This is a genomic window from Mycolicibacterium phocaicum (assembly GCF_010731115.1).
GTDB lineage: Bacteria > Actinomycetota > Actinomycetes > Mycobacteriales > Mycobacteriaceae > Mycobacterium > Mycobacterium phocaicum.
The window spans coordinates 2,267,781-2,292,822 of the sequence record NZ_AP022616.1; the positions used below are offsets into that span (position 1 = coordinate 2,267,781).

General features: G+C 64.3%; 25 protein-coding genes and 1 pseudogene. 16 read left to right on the forward strand and 10 right to left on the reverse strand.

Annotated features, from left to right (window positions below):
• Window positions 1–130: 130 nt before the first annotated feature.
• The 4 genes from G6N46_RS10905 to G6N46_RS10920 all read left to right on the forward strand — a co-directional run bounded on the left by G6N46_RS10905 (window position 131) and on the right by G6N46_RS10920 (window position 7,229).
• On the forward strand, window positions 131–1,942 hold the full coding sequence (locus G6N46_RS10905; protein ID WP_138248302.1) for a sulfatase-like hydrolase/transferase: 1,812 nt from the start codon (window positions 131–133) through the stop codon (window positions 1,940–1,942).
• An 86-nt stretch (window positions 1,943–2,028) separates the two neighbouring features.
• Window positions 2,029–3,222: a Fic family protein gene (locus tag G6N46_RS10910; RefSeq protein WP_138248301.1), complete on the forward strand. Its 1,194-nt coding sequence runs from the start codon at window positions 2,029–2,031 to the stop codon at window positions 3,220–3,222.
• 42 nt (window positions 3,223–3,264) lie between these two features.
• Window positions 3,265–4,875, forward strand: a complete 1,611-nt coding sequence (locus G6N46_RS10915) for a peptide chain release factor 3 (protein ID WP_138248300.1) — start codon at window positions 3,265–3,267, stop codon at window positions 4,873–4,875.
• Window positions 4,876–5,207: 332 nt separating this feature from the next.
• A complete protein-coding gene (locus G6N46_RS10920) occupies window positions 5,208–7,229 on the forward strand; it encodes an OPT family oligopeptide transporter (RefSeq protein WP_234880571.1) in 2,022 nt (673 codons plus the stop codon).
• A gap of 324 nt (window positions 7,230–7,553) precedes the next feature.
• Here the strand turns inward: G6N46_RS10920 and G6N46_RS10925 are convergent, their stop codons facing one another.
• On the reverse strand, window positions 7,554–9,272 hold the full coding sequence (locus tag G6N46_RS10925; RefSeq protein WP_170215063.1) for an SWIM zinc finger family protein: 1,719 nt from the start codon (window positions 9,270–9,272) through the stop codon (window positions 7,554–7,556).
• Window positions 9,273–9,456: 184 nt separating this feature from the next.
• On the opposite strand from G6N46_RS10925, the gene G6N46_RS10930 reads away from it, so the two are divergent.
• Window positions 9,457–9,762 carry a GreA/GreB family elongation factor gene (locus G6N46_RS10930; RefSeq protein WP_138248298.1) on the forward strand — a complete coding sequence of 102 codons (306 nt, stop codon included), beginning with the start codon at window positions 9,457–9,459 and terminating at the stop codon, window positions 9,760–9,762.
• Window positions 9,763–9,800: 38 nt separating this feature from the next.
• On the opposite strand, the gene G6N46_RS10935 is transcribed toward G6N46_RS10930, so the two are convergent.
• Together G6N46_RS10935 and G6N46_RS10940 are read right to left on the reverse strand one after the other, a co-directional pair.
• Window positions 9,801–10,757 carry a mechanosensitive ion channel family protein gene (locus G6N46_RS10935; RefSeq protein WP_138248297.1) on the reverse strand — a complete coding sequence of 319 codons (957 nt, stop codon included), beginning with the start codon at window positions 10,755–10,757 and terminating at the stop codon, window positions 9,801–9,803.
• Between the two features lie 188 nt (window positions 10,758–10,945).
• A complete protein-coding gene (locus G6N46_RS10940) occupies window positions 10,946–11,515 on the reverse strand; it encodes a PDDEXK family nuclease (protein WP_138248296.1) in 570 nt (189 codons plus the stop codon).
• Window positions 11,516–11,643: 128 nt separating this feature from the next.
• On the opposite strand from G6N46_RS10940, the gene G6N46_RS10945 reads away from it, so the two are divergent.
• On the forward strand, window positions 11,644–12,957 hold the full coding sequence (locus tag G6N46_RS10945; RefSeq protein ID WP_163692717.1) for an IS256 family transposase: 1,314 nt from the start codon (window positions 11,644–11,646) through the stop codon (window positions 12,955–12,957).
• A 225-nt stretch (window positions 12,958–13,182) separates the two neighbouring features.
• Here G6N46_RS10945 and G6N46_RS10950 read toward each other — a convergent pair whose 3' ends face one another.
• Both G6N46_RS10950 and G6N46_RS28655 read right to left on the reverse strand, forming a co-directional pair.
• Complete coding sequence (locus tag G6N46_RS10950) at window positions 13,183–14,196, reverse strand: hypothetical protein (protein WP_138251355.1); 1,014 nt, start codon at window positions 14,194–14,196, stop codon at window positions 13,183–13,185.
• A 38-nt stretch (window positions 14,197–14,234) separates the two neighbouring features.
• On the reverse strand, window positions 14,235–15,092 hold the full coding sequence (locus tag G6N46_RS28655; protein ID WP_234880835.1) for a hypothetical protein: 858 nt from the start codon (window positions 15,090–15,092) through the stop codon (window positions 14,235–14,237).
• 145 nt (window positions 15,093–15,237) lie between these two features.
• On the opposite strand from G6N46_RS28655, the gene G6N46_RS10960 reads away from it, so the two are divergent.
• From G6N46_RS10960 to G6N46_RS10995, 9 genes and pseudogenes are all read left to right on the forward strand, one after another.
• Window positions 15,238–15,621, forward strand: a complete 384-nt coding sequence (locus tag G6N46_RS10960) for a vWA domain-containing protein (protein WP_138251356.1) — start codon at window positions 15,238–15,240, stop codon at window positions 15,619–15,621.
• Between the two features lie 64 nt (window positions 15,622–15,685).
• A pseudogene (locus tag G6N46_RS10965) lies at window positions 15,686–16,829 on the forward strand (IS3 family transposase).
• A 76-nt stretch (window positions 16,830–16,905) separates the two neighbouring features.
• Window positions 16,906–17,154 (forward strand): hypothetical protein, encoded by a 249-nt coding sequence (locus tag G6N46_RS10970; RefSeq protein ID WP_138248291.1) that lies wholly within the window; start codon window positions 16,906–16,908, stop codon window positions 17,152–17,154.
• Between the two features lie 274 nt (window positions 17,155–17,428).
• Window positions 17,429–17,716 carry an SEC-C metal-binding domain-containing protein gene (locus G6N46_RS29065; RefSeq protein ID WP_407665191.1) on the forward strand — a complete coding sequence of 96 codons (288 nt, stop codon included), beginning with the start codon at window positions 17,429–17,431 and terminating at the stop codon, window positions 17,714–17,716.
• Complete coding sequence (locus G6N46_RS10980) at window positions 17,652–18,056, forward strand: hypothetical protein (protein ID WP_138248290.1); 405 nt, start codon at window positions 17,652–17,654, stop codon at window positions 18,054–18,056. Before G6N46_RS29065 ends, G6N46_RS10980 begins: the two co-directional genes overlap by 65 nt.
• Window positions 18,057–18,103: 47 nt before the next feature.
• Window positions 18,104–18,763 carry a hypothetical protein gene (locus G6N46_RS10985; protein WP_167526407.1) on the forward strand — a complete coding sequence of 220 codons (660 nt, stop codon included), beginning with the start codon at window positions 18,104–18,106 and terminating at the stop codon, window positions 18,761–18,763.
• A gap of 16 nt (window positions 18,764–18,779) precedes the next feature.
• Window positions 18,780–19,034 (forward strand): hypothetical protein, encoded by a 255-nt coding sequence (locus G6N46_RS28260; RefSeq protein WP_167526408.1) that lies wholly within the window; start codon window positions 18,780–18,782, stop codon window positions 19,032–19,034.
• A 230-nt stretch (window positions 19,035–19,264) separates the two neighbouring features.
• The gene (locus tag G6N46_RS10990) at window positions 19,265–19,552 is read left to right on the forward strand and encodes a type II toxin-antitoxin system TacA family antitoxin (RefSeq protein ID WP_163692719.1); all 288 of its coding nucleotides are present in this window, start codon (window positions 19,265–19,267) and stop codon (window positions 19,550–19,552) included.
• Window positions 19,549–20,076: a GNAT family N-acetyltransferase gene (locus tag G6N46_RS10995; RefSeq protein WP_138248288.1), complete on the forward strand. Its 528-nt coding sequence runs from the start codon at window positions 19,549–19,551 to the stop codon at window positions 20,074–20,076. Before G6N46_RS10990 ends, G6N46_RS10995 begins: the two co-directional genes overlap by 4 nt.
• 247 nt (window positions 20,077–20,323) lie before the next feature.
• Here the strand turns inward: G6N46_RS10995 and G6N46_RS11000 are convergent, their stop codons facing one another.
• The 3 genes from G6N46_RS11000 to G6N46_RS11010 form a co-directional block, all read right to left on the reverse strand.
• Window positions 20,324–22,081 carry a DUF6398 domain-containing protein gene (locus G6N46_RS11000; protein WP_138248287.1) on the reverse strand — a complete coding sequence of 586 codons (1,758 nt, stop codon included), beginning with the start codon at window positions 22,079–22,081 and terminating at the stop codon, window positions 20,324–20,326.
• A gap of 328 nt (window positions 22,082–22,409) precedes the next feature.
• A complete protein-coding gene (locus G6N46_RS11005; RefSeq protein ID WP_163692721.1) occupies window positions 22,410–22,568 on the reverse strand; it encodes a hypothetical protein in 159 nt (52 codons plus the stop codon).
• Window positions 22,552–23,163, reverse strand: a complete 612-nt coding sequence (locus G6N46_RS11010; protein ID WP_138248286.1) for a DUF4143 domain-containing protein — start codon at window positions 23,161–23,163, stop codon at window positions 22,552–22,554. The genes G6N46_RS11005 and G6N46_RS11010 overlap by 17 nt, the downstream gene beginning before the upstream one ends.
• Window positions 23,164–23,229: 66 nt before the next feature.
• Between G6N46_RS11010 and G6N46_RS11015 the strand changes: the two genes are divergently transcribed.
• Window positions 23,230–23,499, forward strand: a complete 270-nt coding sequence (locus tag G6N46_RS11015) for a hypothetical protein (RefSeq protein WP_138248285.1) — start codon at window positions 23,230–23,232, stop codon at window positions 23,497–23,499.
• Here the strand turns inward: G6N46_RS11015 and G6N46_RS11020 are convergent.
• On the reverse strand, window positions 23,496–23,999 hold the full coding sequence (locus tag G6N46_RS11020) for a hypothetical protein (RefSeq protein ID WP_138248284.1): 504 nt from the start codon (window positions 23,997–23,999) through the stop codon (window positions 23,496–23,498). The genes G6N46_RS11015 and G6N46_RS11020 overlap by 4 nt on opposite strands.
• Before the next feature lie 73 nt (window positions 24,000–24,072).
• Window positions 24,073–25,038, reverse strand: a complete 966-nt coding sequence (locus tag G6N46_RS11025) for a metallophosphoesterase (RefSeq protein WP_138248283.1) — start codon at window positions 25,036–25,038, stop codon at window positions 24,073–24,075.
• Window positions 25,039–25,042 lie beyond the last annotated feature (4 nt).

Below are 25,042 nucleotides of genomic sequence, written 5' to 3' on the forward strand. Positions count from 1 at the left end.
CAAGTTGTCAGGAGTTAACAGAACGTTATTTGTCGATCGCGCCAATTTGCACCGTTGTGGTCCCCGCTCGTGTTGGATGTCGGGTGTAGCCCCCGGGTAGGGCTCATTTTCCGCCGATGGGAGCACCGAGATGACGCCGCAGCGGCCCGACATCGTCATCCTCATGACCGACGAAGAGCGCGCCATCCCGCCGTACGAGGCCGACGACGTCATGGACTGGCGCCACCGCACCCTCACGGGACGGCGGTGGTTCGACGAACACGGCGTCCGCTTCAACCGGCATTACACCGGGTCCCTGGCGTGCGCACCCAGTCGGCCGACGCTCTTCACCGGGCAGTACCCCGACCTCCACGGCGTCACGCAGACCGACGGCCTCGGCAAGCGGTACGACGACTCGCGGCTGCGGTGGCTGCGCCAAGGCGAGGTGCCGACGCTGGGCAACTGGCTGCGCGCCGCCGGGTACGACACCCATTACGACGGCAAGTGGCACATCTCGCACGCCGACCTCGAGGACCCCAAGACCGGCAAGCCGCTCGCCACCAACGACGCCGACGGTGTCGTCGACCCGGTGGCCGTGCAGGCCTACCTCGACGCCGATCCGCTCGGGCCGTACGGCTTCTCCGGCTGGGTCGGGCCCGAGCCGCACGGCGCGGCCATGTCCAACAGCGGTTTTCGGCGGGACCCGCTGGTGGCCGACCGCGTCGTCGCCTGGCTGGAAGACCGCTACGCGCGGCGGCGTGCCGGCGACGCCGACGCGCTGCGGCCGTTTCTGTTGGTGGCCAGCTTCGTCAATCCCCATGACATCGTGCTGTTCCCGGCCTGGGTGCGCCGCAGCCCGCTGCTCGACTACCCCGTCCTCGAGCCGCCGCACGTGCCCGCGGCGCCGACCGCCACCGAGGATCTCAGCGACAAGCCGGCCGCGCAGGCCGCCTTCCGCGAGGCCTACTACTCCGGCTACGGTCCGGCCGCCGTCATCGAACGCACCTACCGGCGCAACGCCCAACAGTACCGCGACCTGTACTACCGCCTGCACGCCGAGGTCGACGGACCGCTGGACCGGGTGCGCCGCGCCGTCACCGAGAACGGGTCCGAAAACGCCGTGCTGGTACGGACTTCCGATCACGGCGACCTGCTCGGCGCGCACGGCGGGCTGCACCAGAAGTGGTTCAACCTGTACGACGAGGCGACGCGCGTGCCGTTCGTCATCGCCCGGATCGGCGCCGACGCGACCGCCGCCCGCGAAGTCACCGCGCCCACGTCCCACGTCGACCTGGTGCCGACCCTGCTCGGCGCGGCCGGCGTCGACGTCGCAGCCGTGTCCGAAACACTGGCCACCTCGTTCACCGAAGTGCATCCGCTGCCCGGCCGCGACCTCATGCCGGTAGTGAATGGTGCTGCGGCCGAACAGGATCGGACCATCTACCTGATGACGCGCGACAACATCCTCGAGGGTGACACCGGGGCGTCGGGCGCGGCACAGGCGATCGGCGCCAACACGAATCCGCCTGCGCTGCTGCGGATCAAGGTGCCCGCGAACGTCGCGGCCAACTTCGAGGGGCTGGTCTCGCGCGTCACCAACGCCGAGGCCGCGGGCGGCTCCGGGCACCTGTGGAAGCTGGTCCGCACCTTCGACGATCCGGCGACCTGGACCGAACCGGGCGTGCGGCATCTGGCGGCCAACAGCCGCGGCGGCGACACCTACCGCACCGACCCGCTCGACGACCAGTGGGAGCTCTACGACCTGACCTCCGACCCGATCGAGGCCGTCAACCGCTGGGCCGACCCCAGCCTGCACGAGCTGCGCCGGCATCTGCGGACGCAGCTCAAGCTGGTCCGGACGGCGTCGGTACCGGAGCGCAACGATCCGTGGCCGTATGTGAGCCGGCGGCCACCGGAGCCGGGCAGCGCCATCCGCAAGCTGCTGTGCCGGTTCCGCCAGTAGCTCTGCGGCCAGTGGGTTCAAAAGATCTGACACTTCACCCAAGCCATAGTTTCACTTATGCATGCATTTGAGCGTATGTTGGACACATGGTGTCAGATGCCTGGCCCGCAGTCAGCTCCGAGGAGCGCATGTGGGTGTCGCGGTTGCCGTCTGACGTGCTATCCGCCAGACAACGCACCGCCGCACGCGGCCACTACCGAGCTGCCGTGGTCACCCCCATCGCCGAGCTGACCCCACGACTGCCCATCGACGTCACAGTCCTCGCGGAAGAGGCCACGGTGGCGATCGCTCGATTCGACTCCGAACTCGGGGCCGAGGTGGCTCCCTTCTCCTCGGTGCTACTCCGGTCAGAATCGGCCTCGTCCTCGAGAATTGAGAACCTCACTTCTGGAGCCAAATCGATCGCGCTCGCTGAGCTTGGCAGTACCGAAAAGCGAAACGCCACCGAGATCGTCGGCAACGTGGCCGCGATGAAGGCGGCCCTCCAACTCGCCGATCGCTTGGACACGAACGCGATTCTGTCGATGCACCACGCACTGCTGGCCGCATCCCAACCCGATATCGCCGGGAGGTGGCGCGAGGAGCAAGTGTGGATCGGCGGAAATTCAATCAGTCCGCACGGCGCCAAATACATTGCTCCGCACCAGGATCACGTTCCGGAATTGATGGCAGATCTGGTCACGTTCAGCTGCCGCCGCGGACTCCCGGTCTTGAGCCAAGCCGCGATTGCCCACGCACAGTTCGAAACCATCCACCCGTTTGCAGACGGCAACGGACGTACCGGCCGTGCCCTGATCCATGCCATGTTGCGCCGCTATGGACTGGCCAACAACGTCACAGTCCCGGTTTCCGCAGGACTCCTCACGGATACCAACGGCTACTTCGACACGCTGACGGCCTACCGGAGCGGCGAACCCGCACCGATCGTGGAGCAACTCGCCCACGCCGCCCTCAGCGCCATCGCCAACGGGCGCGAATTGGTACTCAACCTGCGCACCATCCGGGATGGTTGGAGCGATCAACTGCACGCCCGGCGGGGTTCGGGAGCATGGCGGCTGATCGAGGTTCTGCCACGTCAGCCCGTCGTCGATGCCGCGACCGTCGCCGCTGAGCTCGGCGTCACGACGCAAAATGCGCTGCGATCCATCGGGGCCCTGACCGACGCGGGCATACTCACGGAGTTCACCGGGTTCGGACGTAACCGAATGTGGCAATCCACCGAGGTACTTGCTGCTCTGGATGCATTCGCCGAGCGAGCTGGGCGGCGCAGGTTCACCTAGATTTACCGATTGCGCGCTCGGCCCAATACCATCTCAGGTGCCATGACCGACACCGCCCCTGATACCCGCACCACCAGCCGGGTCGCCGCCGAAGCCGCCCGTCGCCGCACGTTTGCCGTCATCAGCCACCCTGACGCCGGTAAGTCGACGCTGACCGAGGCGTTGGCGCTGCATGCCCGGGTGATCTCCGAGGCGGGCGCCATCCACGGCAAGGCGGGCCGCAAGTCCACGGTGTCGGACTGGATGGAGATGGAGAAGGCCCGCGGTATCTCGATCACCTCGACGGCGCTGCAGTTCCCGTACCGCGACTGTGTCATCAATCTGCTCGACACCCCCGGCCACGCCGACTTCTCGGAAGACACCTACCGGGTGCTGACGGCCGTCGACTGCGCCGTCATGCTCATCGACGCCGCGAAAGGCCTTGAGCCGCAGACCCTGAAGCTGTTCCAGGTGTGTAAGCACCGCGGCATCCCGATCATCACGGTGATCAACAAGTGGGACCGTCCGGGCCGGCACGCGCTCGAGCTGATGGACGAGATCCATGAGCGCATCGGGCTGCGGACCACTCCCCTGACCTGGCCCGTCGGCATCGCCGGTGATTTCAAGGGTGTGATGGACCGCCGCAAGGGCCACTACATCCGCTTCACCCGCACCGCCGGTGGCGCCACCGCCGCGCCCGAAGAGCACATTCCCGCCGACAAGGCGCACGACGCCGCCGAGGGTGACTGGGACACCGCCGTCGAAGAGTCCGAGCTGCTGTCGATGGACGGGTCGGACTACGACCGCGAGACGTTCCTGTCCGGTGAATCCTCGCCGGTGCTGTTCACCTCGGCGGCGCTGAACTTCGGCGTCAACCAGCTGCTCGACGTGCTGGTCGACCTGGCGCCCTCGCCCGGCGCGATCGTCGACGTGGCCGGTCAACCGCGGCCGGCCGATTCGCCGTTCAGCGCGTTCGTGTTCAAGGTGCAGGCCGGTATGGACAGCTCGCACCGCGACCGCATTGCCTACGCGCGGGTGTGCTCGGGCACGTTCGAGCGCGGTGATGTGCTGACGCACGCCGGGACCGGCAAGCCGTTCGTGACCAAGTACGCGCAGTCGGTGTTCGGGCAGCAGCGCTCGACGCTGGACGACGCGTGGCCCGGTGACGTGATCGGCCTGGCCAACGCGGCCGCGCTGCGCCCCGGCGACACGCTGTATCGCGATGTGCCCGTGGAGTTTCCGCCGATTCCGAGCTTCTCCCCCGAGTACTTCTCCGTGGTGCGCGGCAAGGATCCGAGCAAGCACAAGCAGTTCCGCAAGGGCATCGAGCAGCTCGATCAGGAGGGCGTGGTCCAGGTGCTGCGCTCGGACAAGCGCGGTGAGCAGGCGCCGGTGTTCGCGGCCGTCGGCCCCATGCAGTTCGAGGTGGCCGCGCACCGGATGGCGACCGAGATCGGCGCGGCCATCACGCTCGAATCGCTGCCGTACCAGGTGGCGCGGGTCGTCTCGGCGGACGACGTGGAATTCATGAACAAGCAGGTGTCCTGCGAGGTGCTGACCCGCACTGACGGGGTGCACCTGGTGCTCTTTTCGACGCCGTGGCGGCTCGAAGGGTTCCAGCGGGACAACCCGTCTATCAAGTTGCAGTCTCTGGTGGCGGCGGCGGAGAGCTGACGCCGCCCGGTTGTCGGGGACGCCGCGGCTGTGGCGACGCCGCGGGGTCCTACCGTAGTGCCGCCGGCCTCCCCAGCGCGGCTCACTCAGCCCGCACCCGACAGATGCCGGGATCACATGCGTCACAGGGGTACCGGCCTGAGTTGGTTGACATGACTTCGGAACCCGGTATCACGGGCGATATCAGGTTCTGAAGTCTTATGGGTCCCAACAGCCAGTGGCTGCAGTGACGGGCGTGAATACCGTCGACCACGACCTCACCGCCGAAATTTCAGGCCGATCCTTCGAACGCCTGAGCCTGCGAGAGCCTACGGTTTAGGGACCCGAACGCCGTGGGGCCACGGCGCAGTGCGCTCAACCGAGAGGACGACGAGTTGGCCGTCGCGACCCCAGCCACCCCGACCCTGCACGAGCTCACCGTCCGCGGCATTCTGCTCGGCGGTGTCATCACCCTCGTATTCACCGCCGCCAACGTCTATCTGGGACTCAAGGTCGGCCTGACGTTCGCCACCGCCATCCCGGCCGCGGTGATCTCCATGGCCGTGCTGCGCAGCTTCGCCAACCACTCGATTGTCGAGAACAACATCGTGCAGACGGTGGCGTCGGCGGCGGGCACGCTGTCGGCGATCATCTTCGTGCTGCCCGGGTTGATCATGATCGGCTGGTGGAGCGGCTTCCCCTACTGGACCACCGTGGCCGTGTGCGCGGTCGGCGGCACCCTCGGCGTCATGTACTCCATACCGCTGCGCCGGGCTCTTGTGACCGGAACGGATCTCCCCTATCCCGAAGGCGTCGCCGCCGCCGAAGTGCTCAAGGTCGGTGACGGCACCGAAGGAGTCGAGGCCAACCGCACAGGGCTGCGGGTGATCACGTTCGGGTCGCTGGTGTCAGCGGGCTTCGGACTATTGGCCAACATGAAGGTGCTGGCGAATTCGGTTACCGCATATACCCGTATCGGCGCAGGCGGCACGATGTTCAGCGCCGGCCTGTCGATGGCGATGATCGGCGTCGGGCACCTGATCGGCATGACGGTCGGCATCGCGATGCTCGTCGGACTGGTCATCTCGTTCGGTGTGCTGCTGCCGATCCGCACCAATGGTGCTCTTACGGGCGCTGAACCGATCGGCGACATCATCGACGGCATCTTCGTGCACGAGGTGCGGTTCGTCGGCGCCGGAGCCATTGCCGTCGCGGCGGTCTGGACCCTGCTGAAGATCCTGCGGCCCATCATCAAGGGCGTCACCGATGCGCTGGTATCGGCGCGCGACCGGCGGCAGGGCCAGGTCGTCGACCTCACCGAGCGCGACATCCCCTTCCCGATGGTCGTGGGCACCGTCGTGGTGATGCTGCTGCCGATCGCCGCGCTGCTGTGGGAGTTCAGTCGCGGCACTGCGCTGCAAGGTCATTCGACCGGGATCATCGCGGCGAGCCTGGTGTTCATCTTCCTGATCGGCATGGTCATCGCGTCGGTGTGTGGCTACATGGCCGGGTTGATCGGCTCGTCGAACAGCCCGATTTCCGGCGTCGGCATCCTGACGGTGCTCATCGCTGCACTGTTGATCAAGGTGGTGTTCGGGCCTACCTCCGGTGCACAATCCACGGCGCTCGTGGCGTTCACGTTGTTCGCGGCGGCCATCACGTTCGGCGTCGCGACCATCTCCAACGACAACCTGCAGGACCTCAAGACCGGCCAGCTGGTCGGAGCGACACCGTGGAAACAGCAGGTGGCGTTGATCATTGGTGTGGCGTTCGGGTCGGCGATCATTCCGCCGGTGCTGAACCTGATGCAGCGCGCGTTCGGTTTCCTCGGCGCTCCCGGCGCGGGTGACCACGCCCTGGCCGCTCCGCAGGCCGCACTGATTTCGTCGCTGGCCAAGGGCGTCTTCGGCGGGTCGCTGAACTGGGGTTTGGTCGGACTGGGCGCGGTGATCGGAGTGGTGGCCATCGTCGTCGACGAGACCCTCACCCGGACATCACGATTCGCCCTACCGCCGCTAGCCGTCGGCATGGGCATGTACCTGCCGATGAGCCTGACACTGATCATCCCGTTGGGCGCGCTGCTGGGCTGGTTCTACAACCGCTGGGCCGACCGCACCGGCGGAGATGTCGAGCGCAAGAAGCGAATTGGCGTGCTGTTGGCGACGGGCATGATCGTCGGCGAAAGCCTGTACGGGGTAATCTTCGCGGGGTTCGTCGCCGGTACCGGTAGTGACGAGCCGTTCGCGGTGTTCTCTGGCTTCGGCGGGTCTGTTCCTGATGTGATCGGCGTCGTGGCCTTCGCGGCGGTGCTGACGTGGCTGTACAAGCGGACGCAGACGATTGCGAGTGGCGAACCGGCTTCTGTGCGGACCTGATCCTTCGGGCGTGCGGTGGTGCGTCGCTGTTTTGGGGCCTGCGCACGCGCGATACAGCGCTGGGCCGGCTCTCCTCACATGTTCGATTTGGAGCCGTCAAGGATCCTTGACGGCTCCAAATCGCATGTACCGCAGGAGAGCCACCGCGCCACCGTTACCCCACACGAGGAACTTATCGCAAAGCTCCACTGCTGCTTGCCATTTCATAGTCGGGTTCCGCCGTTCGCCGCACATCGCGTCGAGCCTGTTTGAGGCTCCGTAAACGTCGTTTGTCGGTCATGCCGCGGACGCTACGCCCGGGCTACGACAAGTATGGGAAGGCCGCTACAGCCGCTTCGTGTCCAACGCCTTCATAAGGGCCGGCCGCTTACGGTACTGCTCACGAAGCTGCGCGATGAACATCGCGAATTCCGCTCCGCGACCGCCTTTTTCGTAAAGCTTGGCCATCGTCGCCAGTCTCGCCGCGATGTCGGGATAAAGCTTGGAGTTGGGGTATCGCAGATCCTTCTCCAGCCCCGGCCTGTACAAGTCTGCAGCCGCGACAGGCCGCGCTTTGGCCCCTCGGTCGGCCAATTCTCGCCACGCCGAGCCGGCGCCGTACTGGTCGGCGGCTTCCCACGCCGCATCGATATCGCCGTCACTCAGGCACAGCCGAACCAGGACTGTGCCGAATGCGAAGCGGTCCGTTGCGGCCAGGTGTCGCGCATGGTCGTAGGCCCATGTGCGTTCGGACTCAACGCGATCGACGCCGGCGGCGAAATCGAGGAGCACGCGATACAAGCCCACAGACGGCTGCCGGACGAAGTCGGCGCGGAGGACACCGATCGCATCATCGATGCGCCCCAGTCCCTTGTACGTCTCGGCGACATAGTCGGGGCTCAGCCAATGCGAGTTGCCGCCGCCGTAGCTCCAGACACCGCCGGCGGACACAGCGAGATCAATCCACGCCACGGCGTCGTCCTCGCGACCGGCAGCGCGCAACCGGTTGACGATCGCCCCGTATTGGACGTAGGTCCCCTCGCTGAGCAGCTGGACCGCCAGGTCGACGTCGCCGTCGTGATCGGCGAGTTCCAGCAGCATGGCGTCGACTTCGTGTCGCCCTTTTGGCTGGTCTGCCAGCTTCTTGTCCAGCGCGGCCACCGCCCGCCGGTACGTCTTGAGCGCCTTCTCGTCGAACGCATCGACGAAGTCGGCCAACACGAGGATCGGCCATCCGGGCGACTCCGCGCGGAACTTCACCAGCCACGTCGCCAGTTTCGTCGGGTCGGGCGTTCCCAGCCGGCAGGCCTGTGCGTAGAGGTCGGCAGCCCGCTGGCATTGGTCGCCGATGAAGCCCGACGAATCATCGACGTCCTCCAGCATGGCGCGCAACTCGGTGAGTGCGAGCAGCAGCGCCGGCCGCACCACCTCGGCCGCTCCGTTGTTCAGGTGGTCCTCAAGTTCGTCGAGCATGTCGCCGACTGCTTCCGCCACCTCGAACGACCGCCGATAGTCGACATAGCCCCTGAATTCCAACGTGTTTCGCACATAGGCTTCGAATTCGGCCTGGGCAGGCGCCTCGTCTCCTGACGCCGCCGTCGCGCGTATTTCCAGAAGGCGCCGTACCCCGCCATCCTGCTGCGCGAGGGTCAGGACCAGTTTTCGCAGTTCGTCGACGTCCATCGCCTGCACCACCGCTTCCAGCGTCGCGTCGGCGGGGTCGTCGACGGCGACCCGCCCGCTGTCGATCGCAGCGAGCCCAACCGCGACCAGGTGCTTGCAGAAGTTGCCGTCGGCGTTGTGCGGGCAGGTGCAGACTCCGTCGGGCAGCGGGCCGGACCAGTCGAGCTCGACCTGATAGACGCGCTTGGCTTGAATCGATGCGTACGCCTTGGATTTGGTGATCCGAAGCCCGCGAACGTAGCGGATGTAGTCCTCGCCTCGGGCGAAGATGAGATCACCGGCCATGTTGAACAGCGACGTTTCGGAGAGCGGCACGTCCCCATGGTGCCCGATGCGATGTTCGTGAGTCCGGCGGCGCGCGCCTGACACGCGGACGTACATCACGTGACATCACGGCAAACAAGCTCGCGTGCGTCATCCACCCACGGAACTGCGGCGGATAGTGACAATTGTGGACGCTGTAATTCACCCGAACACCGCGTCAAGGGTTTCGCCCACTGGCGCGGGGTCACCGAATACCGCTGAAGAACACGGTGCGGTCAGCGCAGACCGGCACCCGCGAGAAATGCCATCCACCAACAGAATCGATGCCCGCGACCAGCTGATCCTCGACGGTCAGGCCGTGCCGGGCGCGTGGGTCACCGTGTCGTTCAACGGCGATCCCGACGATACGGACGTCTTCCAGCTCGTCCTGCCAGCCGAGGCAAAGGCGCTGGGCGACACCTGCTCCGTCGAGTGCCCGCTGGGCAAGGCGCTGGTCGCCTCGCACGTCGGCGAAACCCGCAGATACGTGACAGAATCCGGACGCAGCATGGCGATCACAGTCCTCGCCGTCGACAGCGTGAATCCGAACGCGACGGCGGGGCGCTGACCGCTCCCCGACCAATGTTGTTCGGGGAGCCCAGGGCACTACTCCGCTGCGCGGCCGCCCACCACCGCGTGGATGCGGCCCTGCGGGTACGGCAGCGCGATGCCGTGTTCGTCGTACGCCCGCAGAATCTCTCGGCGGACGCGGCGCTGCACCGAGCCCTGCGTGTTCGGCTTGGTCTTCACCGACATCCGCAGAGTCAGCAGATCCGGTGAGAGTTCCTGCACGCCAAGCATTTCCAGGTCACCCAGCACATTGTCGGAGATCGCCGGATCACTGATCGCGAACTCGGCCGCTTGCAGGGCCACCTCTTCCGCCCGGTCGAGGTCCGCGGTCAGGGCGACCGGAACCTCCACTTGCGCAACGGCGTAATCCTGGCTCATGTTGCCGACGCGCTTGATCTCGCCGTTACGGACGTACCAAATGGTGCCGTCGCCGCCACGCAGCGTGGTGATGCGCAAGCCGACGGTCTGTACCTCGCCCGTCACGTCGCCGAGGTCGACGTTGTCGCCGACACCGTACTGATCTTCGAGCAGCATGAAAATGCCGCTGACGAAGTCGCGGACCAGGTTCTGCGCGCCGAAGCCGATCGCGAGGCCGACGACACCGGCCGAGGCGATGAACGGCGCGATGTTCACGCCCAGCACGCTCAAGATGGCAAGGACAAGCCAGATCAGCAGCAGGATCGACACCGTCGACTTCAGGACCGACCCGATTGTCTGGGCACGCTGGCGGCGCCGTTCGGCGGCCTTGCGCGCGTTCGACGACTCCGTCCGGTCGCGCAGGTAGCGCAGCAGTGGCGGACGGGTGGTTTGCGACTGCTCGTCAGTGGTGGCGGGCTTGCCGGTCCGACCGGTCGTCGCGCGGTCGATCACCCGGTGCAGGACCAACCGCGCGATCAGCGCGATCGCGGCGTACGAGACGATCCGGATCGGGACCTCGATCAGCCAGTGTCGGTTCGTTTCCGTCCATTCGAAAGCCAGTTGGTAGACATGCACGGTTTCGACCCTACGGAAAGGCGACGAAAAGGCTGGTGTCGAGAGTCGGCGATGAGCGTCACATCGGAAAATGTCCCCAGGGCGGGGTCACATCGGTGAGATCGTGCGTGAATCGACCGCGTGCTAAATATCGGGGCGCTACGCACTCGACTGGACCTGCAGTCAGTCACAAATCTGGAACCAGCTTCTTAGACTGCGGCGCTTCTGAGCTCGAAGCGAACGCGATAGAGGAGCCAGTCGGTCTTTACACCGAGCTTGTCTGCGTGCGCCTGAACCGCTTCTTCTAGTTGCTCATCGGGTTGGCCGGTGATGATCATCAGTCGAGCACCACGCAGGCCCTCGGCTTCGGCCTGAGCTTTGAGCGCCTTCATGTATTTGGCCGCCTGTGCAACGATCCCTTGATCCGGCTCTTCGGCCTTCAATTCAATGCCGACCAGTTCCTTGGTCTTCGTGTCCACTGCGACGAGATCGATTATCGAGCCCGGCGCCAACAGCTGCTGCTGAGCTCTGATACGTAGGTTCTTTGTAGTACTGCTGAGAAATTGTCGGTTAAGCCAAAGGAATCGGGACAACTCGCTCTCGACTTTGAACAGCTCCCTCGTGGGCTGCAAGCCCTTCACCGGCCTACCGGCGTCGAAGAAGTAGATTCGCGTCTTCGGTGTGTTGGCCGGGTCTACCAAATCAGGGCTGAACTCGATACCAGCTTGCCGGAACCGATCACTGAGGTCTTCAAGCAGCTTGGTCGATGTACGGAGCAATGATCAGAACCTGTGGATGAGCCTCGGCGAGGCGGCGTAGGAAAGGGCGCACCTTCCCGAGGATGATCTGAATGTCGAAGGTCTGATCAAGAGCCGGCGTTGGCGCGCTGGTTCGGGAAGGTACGCCCATGCTCACGGTAGTTCACGATGCGGATTCATCCAACGAGGATGCTGGCTCGTCGCGGTCGTTGCTCGATGAGATTGTCCGCGACGGTGCCCGCCAGATGCTGGCCGCAGCGTTGCGGGCTGAGGTCGCCGCCTACATCGAGGCTCATGCCGGTGAGCTTGATGAGAACGGGCACCGGCTGGTGGTGCGCAATGGCTATCACCGCGAGCGCGAGGTGCTCACCGCGGCGGGCGCGGTGAGTGTGACCGCGCCGCGGGTCAATGACAAACGTGTTGACCCGGACACTGGTGAGCGGCAACGGTTTTCCTCGGCGATCCTGCCGGCGTGGGTGCGCAAGTCGCCGCAGATGACCGAGGTGTTGCCGTTGCTGTATCTGCATGGCTTGTCGACCAGTGATTTCGGTCCGGCGTTGGAGCAGTTCCTGGGCTCGGGTGCCGGCTTGTCGGCCACGACGATCACCCGACTCACCACGCAGTGGCAGGACGAGGCCAAGGCCTTCGAGGCCCAGGATCTGTCGGGCACCGACTACGTCTACCTGTGGGTCGACGGCATCCATCTCAAGGTGCGCCTGGAGCAGGAGAAGCTCTGTTTGCTGGTGATGATCGGTGTGCGCGCTGACGGCCGCAAGGAGCTGGTCGCGCTCACCGACGGGTACCGGGAGTCGGCCGAGTCGTGGGCTGATCTGTTGCGGTCGTGCCGACGTCGCGGGATGACCGCACCGGTGCTGGCCGTCGGCGATGGGGCCCTGGGGTTCTGGAAGGCCGTGCGTGAGGTGTTCCCGGCCACCGGCGAGCAGCGGTGCTGGTTTCACAAGCAGGCCAATGTTCTTGCCTGCCTGCCAAAGTCGGCTCATCCGGGGGCGATCGCGGCGATGCGGGAGATCTACAACGCCGAGGATATCGACCACGCGCAGGTGGCGATCAAGGCGTTCGAGGTGGACTACGGCGCCAAGTACCCCAAGGCGGTCGCCAAGATCGTCGATGACGCCGATGTGCTGCTGGAGTTCTATAAGTACCCGGCCGAGCACTGGGTCCATCTGCGCACTACCAACCCGATCGAATCAACGTTTGCCACGGTACGTTTGAGGACCAAGGTGACCAAGGGGCCGGGTTCACGCGTCGCCGGAATGGCCATGGCTTACAAGCTGATCGACGCCGCGCAAGCCCGCTGGCGAGCCGTCAACGCACCGCACCTGGTCGCTCTGGTCCGGGCCGGCGCGATCTTCCACAAAGGCAAACTGCTCGAGCGACCCACCGACATCACCCCGTCGGCGGACTCGGCACCGACCGAATCAACTGGAACGGAGGTCGCCTGAAACAAGCCGATCCACAGGTATTGACAATTCCTCCGATGTACGTTCAGCCCCCGTCGCGCGAACAAGAACTCCGAGCATACTGTTGGGCATGTGCCTCAGAAGGCGGGCTGACGGCGATGTCTGCTCGACGCGTACGCGCGTCTTATCCACCACACGCTGCATCTTCTGATCCCTAGTCAATGGTGATGCCACGAAACGCATTCCCTCCCTTAGCGATGTCTCACCCTAGGCCCACTTGTCGGCAACGGCACGCATATTCGGGTGGACGCTGCCGTAGCTCACCAGACGGACGTCGAGCCCAGCATGCTCCACAATGCTCAGTGCCCTGAGGATGGCGGTGTCGATCCACTCGTCGGCATTACCGAACACTCCCCCACCCAATCGCGTCAACAGCACGATGTTCGAGCCGCCGGCGTTGGCCGCGTCGACCGCCGCCAAAAGGGTTGCCTCGTAGGCGGATTCCAACACCAGCCGAGCGAAACCCTCCCAGTGTCGTTGTGGCACATTCGAATACGCCACGGGCAGCGCCGAGCAGTACGCCTGCGAGACGACCGGCCCTGGCACTCGCGATGCCTCGGTCACCTCGACGTCGAGGTGCAGCCCAATGGTCAGCTCGCCCGCCAGAGCATCGCGCACCTCCGGAGATGCTGCGGCAAGGAAGTCGTTGATCGCCGCCAGCCCGTCAGCGGTGCACAGCGCATAGCCATTTTCCATGCGCCACAACGACGAAACGGATAGGCCGAGGTGCTCGGACAGCGACAGCCCAACGCGTTCCAGCATGTTCAATTGGCGATCGGCCGTCTGGCCCGACTGCCCGTGCACCGACGCGAAGTAGTTCCGGTAGATGGTCCCGGCACCAGCCGCGATCGCACACGCGGGCCCCTGGGTGTGGTCATGGGCGTAGCGGGTCACCCCGTCTTCCGGAGTGACGGTGTAGTGCGTCATCTCCAGCAGGTTGAACTGCGACGCCACCTGGAACAACGCGCCCTCGAACTCGGGATCACTGTGCATCGCGCCAACGTCGCCGACCGTGCACGTGACAATGGTGCGGCCCCGATCGGGGACGGTGACAGCTCGCAGCTCCCCCAGGCTCGGCGTCCGCAACGTCCCGATGCCGTATCGCTTGCCATTCGCCGAGGAGACAAGCTCATCGCCTTCGACGCTCAGACGGGAACGAGTGGCTTCGTAGTCAGACTCAACGAACCCGGTGAGTCGTTCAAACCAAATGCTGGGCGGCATGGGGTCATCGTGGCATAACGCCATTCCGGGACGTCCGCTCATACCCATTCGTGCTCGCACAGCTCGCAGTGCCACTTCTCGTCGCGCACGCAACAACCCGCCTTGTGAAGCCACGGTGCCCAATCGGGACTGACCGGTTCGCCGTAGCCGATCGCCTGGGTCCGTTGCCCGCCGCACCTCGCGCATGCCGGGTGCTGAGCGAATCGAAAGTCGATGAATGATCTGAAGTTTCCGTCGTGCATCCGGTCACGGCACCGCCGGCACAAGACGGCCGGCCAATCTCGCGCGGAATGCCTCATAAGATAGCGATCGGGCCAGCGCTGGGCCGGGCCGTCATCGGTTCTGATCGGCGAAGGCGGTGCGGGGCGCGGCAGCGGGTCGGCGGTGTGGACGTGCACGTGGTCACGCGCATCGTCCTCCGTGAGATCGATCTCGTGGTCGCAACCGTCGCAACGGCCGTTGAACTGCAACAGGTTTCGTGCCGCGGCGACCGAAGAGTGCCCCCACCGATGGTGCATGCTGCCAGGCACCCGGCTCTCGTGCAACGCCAGGATCAGGCGCTCGGCATCGTCGTCATCGAAGCGCCAGGTGACGAACGGATCGTCCAGATCGCACATCATCGCCAACGTGGTCAGGTCAACCAACTTCTGAGACCATCGCCGCGAGCTGACCAGTGCACCACCAAACCCGCCGTCATGGTCGATGCGGCCCAGGGAGGTCAGCACCGACACCGGATCGGTCCCCAGCACCAGCAGAACGCAGTCGCCCGGGCGGGACTCCCCGAACGCGTAGCGCCAGGGGCGGTACGGCGAACGGGGCTCCAGCAGGGTGATGACGCCGTCCTTCCAATCGGCGGCCTCGAGGATGTGCAGGCGATGGTGGATCGTTTGCGGCATATGTCAATTATCTCAGGAGGGTACGACAATTCGGTGGCTCGATAGTTAGCTGAGTGGGCGGCCTCCTCGTTTTCTGTCGGTGGGCTGTGCCATTCTGACCGGCTCACCACAAGGGGGCGATCGAATACGTTGAAGGGAACCCGACATGACCAATCGCGACCTGACCTACATCGGCGTCTTGGTGGACCGCTCCGGCTCGATGGAGGACATGCGGTCCGAGATGGAATTCGCGCTCAACGCATACCTGAAGGGACAAGCCGCACAACCCGGGCCGGCGCGAGTCACTCTCGCGCAGTTCGACAACGCCTACGAAACTGTGTACCAGTGGCAGCCCATCGAGTCGGTCCCGCAGTACCGTCTGGAACCGCGCAATGCGACTGCGCTGTGTGACGCGCTCGGGCGGCTGATTGCCGAGTCTCGCGCCACGATCGCCCACATGGCTGAAGACGAGCGGCCGGGCACCGTGATCATCGTCGTCATCACCGACGGTTATGAGAACTCTTCGGTGGAGCTGGCGTGTTCCCTGTGAATGAGTCCAGCGTGTTTTAGAGTCCCGTGGCCCGGTTTCGGGCCGAGAAGGGACGATGAGATACATGGCTGGACGCAAGCGGCATTCCGCGGAGGACATCGTGCGCAAGTTGCGCCGCGCGGACGAGTTGGCTGCCGAGGGCAAGACTGGCGAGGAGATCGCCGCCGAGCTGGGCGTATCGCCGGCGACGTTGTACAACTGGCGCCGCCTACGGCGGATGGACACCGACGCCGCCCGCGAGCTCAGGAGCTGCGCGAGCAGAACGCCCGCCTCAAGCGGCTGTTGGCCGAGGCTGAGCTGGAGAAGGACGCGTTGCGGGAGGTTGCGAAGGGAAAATTCTGAGCCCAGCTGCCAAGCGCCGCGCCGTGGACATGCTCAAGGACACCTTGAGCATGTCGGAACGGTTGGCGTGCAAGGCCGTTGGGCTGGCCCGCTCCACTTACAGAAACCTGCCGATGGCGCTGACCCCGTCCGATCCGGACGCCGATATGCGGGTTTGGTTGCGCTCGTACGCCACCAAACACCCGTGTCATGGGTTCCGGCGTGCCTGGGCGGCGTTGCGGTACGACGAGCGCCGTGAGGTGAACAAGAAGAAGATCCACCGGCTTTGGCGCGAGGAAGGTCTGCAGGTGAAGGTCACCTCGCCGCGCAAGCGGTCGGGGGTGTCATCGTGCCCACCGGAGGTCATCGCGGATGCGCCGAAGGTGGTGTGGGCCATCGATTTTCAGTTCGACTCCACCGTCGACGGCAAGGCCATCAAGATCGCGTCGATGCTTGACGAGCACACCCGTGAGTCGCTGCTGAACATCGTCGAGCGGTCGATCACCGCGCAGCGACTGGTGGCCGAGTTGGAGAAGGTGTTCGCCGCGGCCGGCGGGCCGCCGATGGTGTTGCGGATGGACAACGGCCCTGAGTTCATTTCGGCTGCGCTGCAACAGTTTTGCGACGGCAAGGTCGGGTTGTCCTACATCCCGCCGGGCACGCCGTGGAACAACGGCTACATCGAATCGTTCAACAACCGACTACGCAAGGAGTGCCTCAACCGCAATCACTGGAACACCCTGATGGAGGCCCGAGTGGTGATCGGGGACTTCAAGGCTGACCACAACCTGCGGCACCGGCACTCGGCGCTGGGCTACCGAACACCCGCCGAGTACGCTGCCGTCTGTACGTGCAGTCACACCCCGATGGCCTGCGAAATCAACTGAATCTGGATCAACAAACCCGACTCTAATTCCGGGTGGACTCAGAATCGGGGACTCGCCAGAGCACACCCAGGGATCCGTGAAGGCGATGATCACGGAGCAACAGGACGAGCACTCGTGGCAATTCGTGTTTCTGGGCGCCAGCATCGATTCGGTGAAGGTCGCCGGAAGCTTGGGTATCAGCGCGGACGCGGCAATGGATTTCGTCGCCGAGGCGGCGCCGATGGCAATGGAGCGGCTAGGGGCCTACACCGCGAGCATGCGCAGTGTGGGACACGCACGGTTCAGCGACGAGGACCGCGCGGTGTCCCGAGGCGAGAGCAACTAGGACGGATGTCGTGCACCGCTCGATCGGGCGGTGCACGACATCACGTGGCGTGCGGCGACCAGTAGGGTTTGAGCATGTCGCGACCGATCGACCTGACGCACCCCGTCGTCCAGCTGCTGACTGAGCACGGACCGCTCAGTCACGACGAAGCACTGCAGAAGTTGCAGGCCAACGGCGTCAAGAACCCGCAGGCGGTATTCGGCGAGTTCGACTCCCACATCGACTGGCCGATGGGCTTTCTGCCCGACGACCGCGTGGTCTGGTTGCCAGCACAATTGACCGGCAAGGTCGCAATGAGCCGTGCTGGTGTGGCTCGGGCCGCAAGTACAAGAAGTGCCACCTCGGCAACGAGCAGGCGACGCTTCTCGAACGGTCAGATTGGTTGTACGCCAAGGCTGTTCAACATGTGATGCACAGCGACTGGGACGAGCTGCTGACCGACGTCCGGGTAACGCGCGCACGGGCCGCGCGGGACGAAGAAACGATGCTCCGTTCTCATGGACGATCCGATGGTGATCGACAGCGTGCTGGTCGAGGGCGGTGGATTCGCCGAATTCCTTGAGCAACGTGGCGCGCTCCTCCCCACGGACGAGTTGGAGCTACTCCGCATCTGGGCGGACGCGGAGCGGTCGGTGTATCAGATCGTGCAAGTCGACGACACCGTGACCGTTCGCGACCTGGTGCTCGACGAGACGTTGACGCTGCTGAGGGACATGGTGGGCGGGACGCTGAAACCGAGTCAGGTGGTCTGTGCCCGGGCCCTGCCGGTCGGTGACGGTGTGCAGTCCGTCGGAGCCCTGGTGGTGGTCAAGCCAGACGACGTCGACGATCTGATCGAGTTGTTGGACGATGAGCCGTCAGCGGTGGACGTGGTGGGGTTCTTCAGTCCACCTGTCGTGTGAAGCCGACGGTCCCGCGCGAATACTACGTCTCGCATTACTGTTGCTCTATGTCCGATCTCGATGTCGTATTGGAATCAGCTGCACGGCTGCAGCGGCTGGTTCCCGACGCCGTACCGGTCGGCAGATCTGCGGCGGCTTTTCATGCGCGGCATCGCGACTCCTTCGACCACGATCACGTCGTGCGGGATCTGGAGCAGCGATTCGGCGCGGTGCTGGACGCTCTCGAATCCGACCCCGAGTGGGTCTTCAACCGCTCGACACCCGGGAAGATCATCTTTGGCGAACTCGGCGGAATCGAAGCCGGTGTCCGACAAATGATCCGCACGGTTCCTCTTGAAGTGGAAGAGGTCTCGTTACCGTCAGGGCAGCGGATCAGAGTGCCTACGGCCGAAGAGGCGTTGCGGATCAAGGGTTGGCTCATCATTCGACGCAACCAGGTACGCGACTATCTTGACGTGGCAGCTCTATCTGGCGAGTTGGGAATTGCCTGGGCTGCATCAACTTTGCGTGATCTCGATACTTTCTATGCGGATGTAAACGCAGGGCCGGACAGCGTCGCTTCGCAGATTCTCCGGCAGCTCAGTGAGCCGCGCCCGAAAGATTCTCGTGTGACAACCCAGCTACCGGCCTACAAGGGACTTCGCGCGCCATGGACGGACTGGGATTGCGTAGTACAGCAGTGTCGCGCAATTGCAGATGCGATGTGACAGAAGGACTGTGAATATGCCTGAACTCAAGTTTCGCAATCTGAACGTGACCCCAGACGATCCCGTCGAGCAATGGGGCGTCGAAGGAATCCTTACTGCGATCGACCGCGGATCAATGAAGCATTGGAAGCGCATCATCGCGGCCGTCACCGCCGACCCTGATGGCGAGGTGGCCAAGGATCTGGCCCAGGCCATCGAGTTGGCCGAAGATGTTGGCGTGGCAGCGCTGATGCGCCGACTCTTGGAACGGGGATCGGGAGCGGCGGGGTAGCACTTCAACCGGTACCGCCCTTCAGAGCCCTAACCCCATGACGTCCAGCATCGCTCTATGCCGATAAAAGCAGGGCTTCTATGCCGATCTTTGCAGAGGCTCTGCACCGACTTTTGCAAGCGGGCTATGCCGATGCATGCAGGCCTGTGAGACACGCAGACAGTTGCGCCGCCGAGTTCGTGGCTCGCCCAATTCGTCCGGACTCTGTCCGGACACAGTGCGCTCGAGCTATGAGCGAACCCGCTGCCAAACCTCGCCGTCATCGGCTGGAAGTTCGCGTCACTGCGGAACAGGACGCACTCATCCGGCAGGCGGCCGACCTCGAGGCCACCACTGTCACCGCGTTCGTCCTGGACACCGTGACAACGCGAGCCAAGGGCGTCGTGAAACGACACCAGGATTTGATGCTGTCGAATCAGGCGTTCGATCGATTCATTGCCGAACTCGACGCACCGGCGCAAACGGTGCCCGAGCTGGTTGAGCTGTTCAAAGGCAACACGAAACTTCATGAGGCGTGAAGCGCACACAACTCGAACGACTCGATGCGCGCCACGACGTCACTGACTTCAATTCCGGAAACGCGACGCTCGACGAGTGGCTTCGTCGGCACGCGCTCGCCGCCCAACTGATGGACTCGGCCAGGACCTTCCTGGTCACCGCGGACGGTGGCATCGTGGGTTATTTCAGCCTCACAATGGGGTCGGTACTACGAGCCGATGCCCCTGACAAATTGGTTCGCGGTAAGCCGGGATATCCGGTCGGCATGGTGTTGTTGGCCCGTCTGGCTGTCGATCGCTCGATGCACCGCAAAGGTTTCGGCGCGTTACTCCTTGCGGAGGCGCTGCGTAAAGCGGTCGCCGCCGGCGAGGTGGCAGCAGCACGACTGGTCGTGGTCGACGCGATCGACGCGATCGACGCGATCGACGCGATCGACGACAGCGCCGCAACCTTCTACGAGCGATTCGGCTTCCTCCGCACACCCGAGCATCCACTCAGGCTGTACCGACGCATGAAGGACATCCGCGCCAGCCTCGGTAGATGATCTGGCCATCAATATCTCGGCGGCGCAGAACATACTCGACGACCGCGCCACGACTGCAAGCGGCGACGATCCAACCGATCTGGCGGCGTTTCTTGCAGCGGCCCAACAGGTCCGCGATGGGTGGAAACATGTGCTGGCCACGATCTCGTGGCCTGTTCACGAAACTGGCACTTGACGAAGTCGCGTCTTCGTCGCCTTGGCCGACTCCCATCTCGAAACGACTCGGTATCGCACTCGAACGCCCCCGTCACATCCCCATGCGGTCGCGGAAGGTGTCCCGGTGCTGCACAATCCATTCCCGGCATTCTGCGACCAGATAGTCAGGCGACCCGAGGTTCACTCCGTAGGCGCTGCCCGTAAGTCCCATGGCACGCAGCATGGTGACCCCGCGCTGAGCAGGGCTCCCGTTGCCGACGCCGAAATGCGCGGCAAGGTCTTTGACGCGCAGGCCCGAACTGTCTGTACCGTCGAACAGACCATTCGCTTGACCCACAATCCAGACCAACCCGGCGGCAGCGGTTTCCGCTCGCCCACGCCTACTGAACACTGCTGGGTCCGCCAAGGCGACACGAGCAAGTAGACGTCGGCAGGCGGTCCGGTACTCAACATCAAGAAGCTCGTTACAGCACGAATCAACCAGCGCGAGCACTTCAGTGACGCGCGGTGCAATATCCTCGGGTATGCCGCCCCATCGAAATACCTCATCTGGCAATGGCTTAACACCCAATCGATCCAGCTGGCGCCGCCCACCGACTGCCTGAGCCAAGTTATTGAGCGCCATCTCGCTGAGCATGTCGTGGTCGATCAATCCTGGAACGCCCGCAATATCAGCATTGCCGCTCAGAGCGGCCAACAATTCGGGTGGCCCCGGTGACGTCGCGGCCTGAATGCCTTGAATAAACCGCCGTCGACAATCATTTATCGCCGACAGCGTCTCGTCCGTCAGCACCTGCGGCATATCGACTTCGTCGTGTACGAAACAGACGAATGCCCGCAGCAGATCGGGCGCCAAGGACAGGAACCGCACGGGGGCAACAACTTTGCGCGGCAGCCAGTCGGTAAGCAGGATCTCGACCTTGACGCTGCTCCACCGCAGCGGGTCCCCAGGCCCGTAGTCAACGGCGTACCACATCAGCGACTCGAGAAGGCTCCGGTGGTCGGCATCATCAAGACGCCGGCCCCACACTGACGCGAAAAAGCGGTTGGCGAGATCGTCCCGCTGCTTCTGTTCCCACTGCGGCCGTTGGTAGCCCGTTCCCCCATCGGGAAGCCGCCGGACAACCCACTCCACCAATGGACGACATTCCGGCCATGATTCGGTCTCGAAAGGTGGAAAGGTTATGGCGCCCAGGCTGATTGCTTCGTCGATCCAGGCACGCGCATCGGCACCACTGAGTTCCTCCCACATCATGCCGGGTTCACCCGCAGTGGATTTCTCATACTCGGCCACGACCACGTCGATCGGTTCGGGCACCACGAAGGCGTCCTTGACCACCGTGCCCATGTTGTGGTCAACGTAAACGAGGAACGTGACCTCATACTCGCCCGCGAGTCGCACGCCCAGCATGACGTTGTCGCCGTCGCCAAAGACATGCCCCATCCGCAGAATCCGGTAGACGGTCGTCTCCGACAGACGGGTCAGCCACACCGGTTCGGCCGCGGCCCGGTCATCGAGAGTTCGGCGGATCCGAGCACGGAGTACCTCGTCGTCACCAGCCAGCTCGGCGATGACCGCCAGCAGCGCCGTGGTCTCGGGCACGTCCACCTCGATGAACGTCCCGGCCAGTTCCCCCAGTGTGGGGATCTCGAAGATAGGGAGGTCAGCCAGTGGCTGCTGGCCGCGAGGATCGAGCGCGGATGCCAGCGCACTGACCAGTGACAACATGTGCAGTGGGTCCGGTTCGGCGAGCGCGGCACGGACGTCGTCGAGCAGGTCGGGTTCAGCCTTATGACGCTTCGAGTGGCCGGACCGTCGCGCCGTGTGTGGTCGCTTCCTCTTCGACATGGCGACAACGCTACGTTGCGACCGGCCCGTCATTGCGCACCGTCACCCGCCGACACGGCCATCGTCGCTCTGAGGAGTCCAACCAAGTCACGAGGTTCGCCAACTCAGACAGCTGGCCAGCCCACTGAATGGTGAATACTCCCGTGAGTGATGGCAGGTACCCGACGATGCCCGCGATCTGCCGACACGGCATCCGGTCGACGATGACGCCTTGTTCCGGCGGGCCCGCGAAATCCCCTGGCGCTGGGATACAGCCTGGTGTTGGCGTGCCACAGATCCCGCTCCAACTGCGGACGATAGAGATCGGCCGCAGCGACGCCCGCACCCGTCACGGAGCCAGCGCGCCCAATGGGCTGGTCACAGTTCCGTCGTCGGCAGTCAGAATCGGGCCTGTGCCGGTGACAACCAAACGGAATGCCGGCTCAGCTACGGCGGTGGTGTCGATCTGGCCGATTGCGGCGCGCAGCGACTCAATACCCGTCTTCATCTGCGCGCCACCAAGTTTGATTTTCGACGGCACCCCATCTTCCGTCGGGCAAGGTTAGGACCGCGTCGATCTCCTTGCCGTTCGAGTCTCGGTAGTGGCGGACTTCACCGCCGTGTACTGAGGCGAGTGCAGTCAGATCGTGAACGACTGAGTTCTCGAAGAGACTGCCCAATGTCGCCAGATCGCGCTGCAACTGCCTCGGCCCGGCACCGAGCGCCGCGGCAGCGAGTGACGCATCCACGAGGTGGAGCTTGGGCGACGTCCGCAGCCGCGCACGGGATCGCAGTTTTGGGGTCCAAGCTGGTTGCGCCTCAATGATTAAGAGCCGCTGTAAGAGTCGGACGTAACCCGCGATGGTTTCGACGTTGATCGTCGGCGCAATCGCCCGTACGTCAGCAGTGAGGGTGCGATGCGTCACTTCCGTGGCGACAGACCGTGCCAGGCCGGCAATGAATTGCTTGATGACGTCTGGCTCATGTTGCACGTCTGCGAGGCGCGCGATATCGGTACGTGCAATGCTCGCCTCATCGACGACCCCCTGGTGATCGACAGCGTGCTGGTCGAAGGCGGTGGATTCGCCGAATTCCTCGAACAACGCGGCGAGCTGCTACCCGCCGACGAACGCGCGTTACTTCGCATCTGAGCGGAAGGGGAGCGCTCGATGTACGAAGTCGTGCGCGTCGCCGACACCGTGACCGTCCGCGACCTTCTGCTCGATGAGACGTTGACGCTGCTGAGCGACATGGTGGGCGGAACGCTGAAACCCGGCCAGGTGGTCTGCGCCCGGGCCCTCCCCGTCGGCGACGGCTTGCAGTTCGTCGGAGCCCTGGTGGTGGTCAAGCCAGACGACGTCGACGATCTGATCGAGCTGCTGGACGGCGAACCGTCAGCGGTGGACGTGGTGGAGTTCTTCAGCCCACCCAACGGCTAACTGGGAATACGCGGCGACACCAACTTGGCCAGCGCCAGCATGCTCTGCTCATCGGCGTCTCCCGTGAGGTTGGCAACCACTTGCACGTAGTTGTGTCGGTTGGACGCCGGAAACTCCAACTGTCCCGAGAAGGAGCGCAGGCCGTCCGGCCCGTCGTGGTAGTGGCTCTCAAACCCGGCTTTCGGGGACGGCAGCGTGTTGCCGGGCGCCGAATCCTCCGGGCCGACGTCGAGCGTCACCGATTTGTAGTTGTCAGGATTTTCCCAATTGCAGCTCGCCGCGTTGTCGACGCCGTTTCCCGTGGGCTTCTTCACGAACGGTTTCGGGATGTAGGCGGCGATCTCGTCGTCCGACAGCAGAGCGCAGGCGTCAATCGCCTCGGCGTGCTTGGCCTTCATGCTGTTGGTCGTCGACTCGATCTGCGCCTTACTACACCCGGCCAGGCTTGCCGTCAGGGTCAGGGCGGCGGCGGTGGCCAGCAGGACGGGCTTGAGGTGCATGGCAGGGTCCTTTGCTCGGGTGATCCGAGCTTAGGAAGGCGACGGCTCCGACGAATCGGGGATTTCCCTATGCTCAGGCCCGCACAGCACAATAATTCTCCACCCGCACAGTCGACTCCCCCGACCATCTGTATGCGGTCAAGGTCCCGCCCTTGACGGCGCTGAAGTCCACGCAGGCGGTGCGGTCGGTCCAATCGAGGCCATGCTCCGGCGTGCCCGTCCGCCAGTAGTGGCCGTAGACGACCGGCACGTCGCCGCGGTAGACGTGGTCGTCGTTGGCCACCTGGAGCGCCGGCAGTTCAGGATACGGCGCGCCGCCCGCGGTCGTGAAAGTGCTTGTCATCTCGGCTAATTCGCGCAGCGTCGAACCGGCGCTCCACCACCGCAGCCGCGCCTGGCTGCGGGCATGCCCGTCCTTGTCGAGGTACGGCAGCTGCCCGTGGTCGGTCAGACTCAGCTCGGGTCCTTTGATGAGCGTCTCGACCGCGTCGTACAGCGGATGACCTTCGGTCGAGGCGTCCGCGAACTGCTTGTCAGTGCTGAATCGATGCGAACCAAGCTCCCGCTCAACAACTTTCATCGACGGCTCGTGCCAGCACGCGTGGACGACCCGCAGTCCACCGAGGTCCAGCCACAGTGGGATGGTGCGGAACCAGTCGAGGTAGTGCTGCTGCTGCTCGTCCGTCAACTGTTCTAAGAACGCCTGGTGCTGTCGAGCGTTCTTATCCGAATGCCGGCGCAGATAGTCACCGTCGGCGCCGAGGGTGCCGTAGCAGACGGCGTTGAACTCGTGATTGCCCATGGTGATCTGCGCGCTGCCGGCGTCGACCATCGCCTTCACAGTCTCGAGCACGCGCAGCTGGTGCGGGCCGCGGTCGATCAGGTCGCCGACGAACACCGCCTGCCGGCTCGGGTGCCGATACGCCCCGTTGGTGTGCTGGTATCCCATTGCGTCCAACAGTGATTCCAATGGGTCAGCGCAACCGTGGATATCTCCGATGACGTCGTAACCGGTCACGGAGTGATCATCGCACTTCATGGCC

Bases quoted from the DNA above. Each gene is read 5' to 3' on its own strand.
- G6N46_RS10905 (WP_138248302.1), top strand. From the start codon at position 131: ATGACGCCGCAGCGGCCCGACATCGTCATCCTCATGACCGACGAAGAG.
- G6N46_RS10910 (WP_138248301.1), top strand. From the start codon at position 2,029: ATGGTGTCAGATGCCTGGCCCGCAGTCAGCTCCGAGGAGCGCATGTGG.
- G6N46_RS10915 (WP_138248300.1), top strand. From the start codon at position 3,265: ATGACCGACACCGCCCCTGATACCCGCACCACCAGCCGGGTCGCCGCC.
- G6N46_RS10925 (WP_170215063.1), bottom strand. From the start codon at position 9,272: ATGTACGTCCGCGTGTCAGGCGCGCGCCGCCGGACTCACGAACATCGC.
- G6N46_RS10930 (WP_138248298.1), top strand. From the start codon at position 9,457: ATGCCATCCACCAACAGAATCGATGCCCGCGACCAGCTGATCCTCGAC.
- G6N46_RS10945 (WP_163692717.1), top strand. From the start codon at position 11,644: ATGCTCACGGTAGTTCACGATGCGGATTCATCCAACGAGGATGCTGGC.
- G6N46_RS10950 (WP_138251355.1), bottom strand. From the start codon at position 14,196: ATGCCGCCCAGCATTTGGTTTGAACGACTCACCGGGTTCGTTGAGTCT.
- G6N46_RS28655 (WP_234880835.1), bottom strand. From the start codon at position 15,092: ATGCCGCAAACGATCCACCATCGCCTGCACATCCTCGAGGCCGCCGAT.
- G6N46_RS10960 (WP_138251356.1), top strand. From the start codon at position 15,238: ATGACCAATCGCGACCTGACCTACATCGGCGTCTTGGTGGACCGCTCC.
- G6N46_RS10980 (WP_138248290.1), top strand. From the start codon at position 17,652: ATGGACGATCCGATGGTGATCGACAGCGTGCTGGTCGAGGGCGGTGGA.
- G6N46_RS10985 (WP_167526407.1), top strand. From the start codon at position 18,104: ATGTCCGATCTCGATGTCGTATTGGAATCAGCTGCACGGCTGCAGCGG.
- G6N46_RS28260 (WP_167526408.1), top strand. From the start codon at position 18,780: ATGCCTGAACTCAAGTTTCGCAATCTGAACGTGACCCCAGACGATCCC.
- G6N46_RS10990 (WP_163692719.1), top strand. From the start codon at position 19,265: ATGAGCGAACCCGCTGCCAAACCTCGCCGTCATCGGCTGGAAGTTCGC.
- G6N46_RS11000 (WP_138248287.1), bottom strand. From the start codon at position 22,081: ATGTCGAAGAGGAAGCGACCACACACGGCGCGACGGTCCGGCCACTCG.
- G6N46_RS11005 (WP_163692721.1), bottom strand. From the start codon at position 22,568: ATGAAGACGGGTATTGAGTCGCTGCGCGCCGCAATCGGCCAGATCGAC.
- G6N46_RS11015 (WP_138248285.1), top strand. From the start codon at position 23,230: ATGTACGAAGTCGTGCGCGTCGCCGACACCGTGACCGTCCGCGACCTT.
- G6N46_RS11020 (WP_138248284.1), bottom strand. From the start codon at position 23,999: ATGCACCTCAAGCCCGTCCTGCTGGCCACCGCCGCCGCCCTGACCCTG.
- G6N46_RS11025 (WP_138248283.1), bottom strand. From the start codon at position 25,038: ATGAAGTGCGATGATCACTCCGTGACCGGTTACGACGTCATCGGAGAT.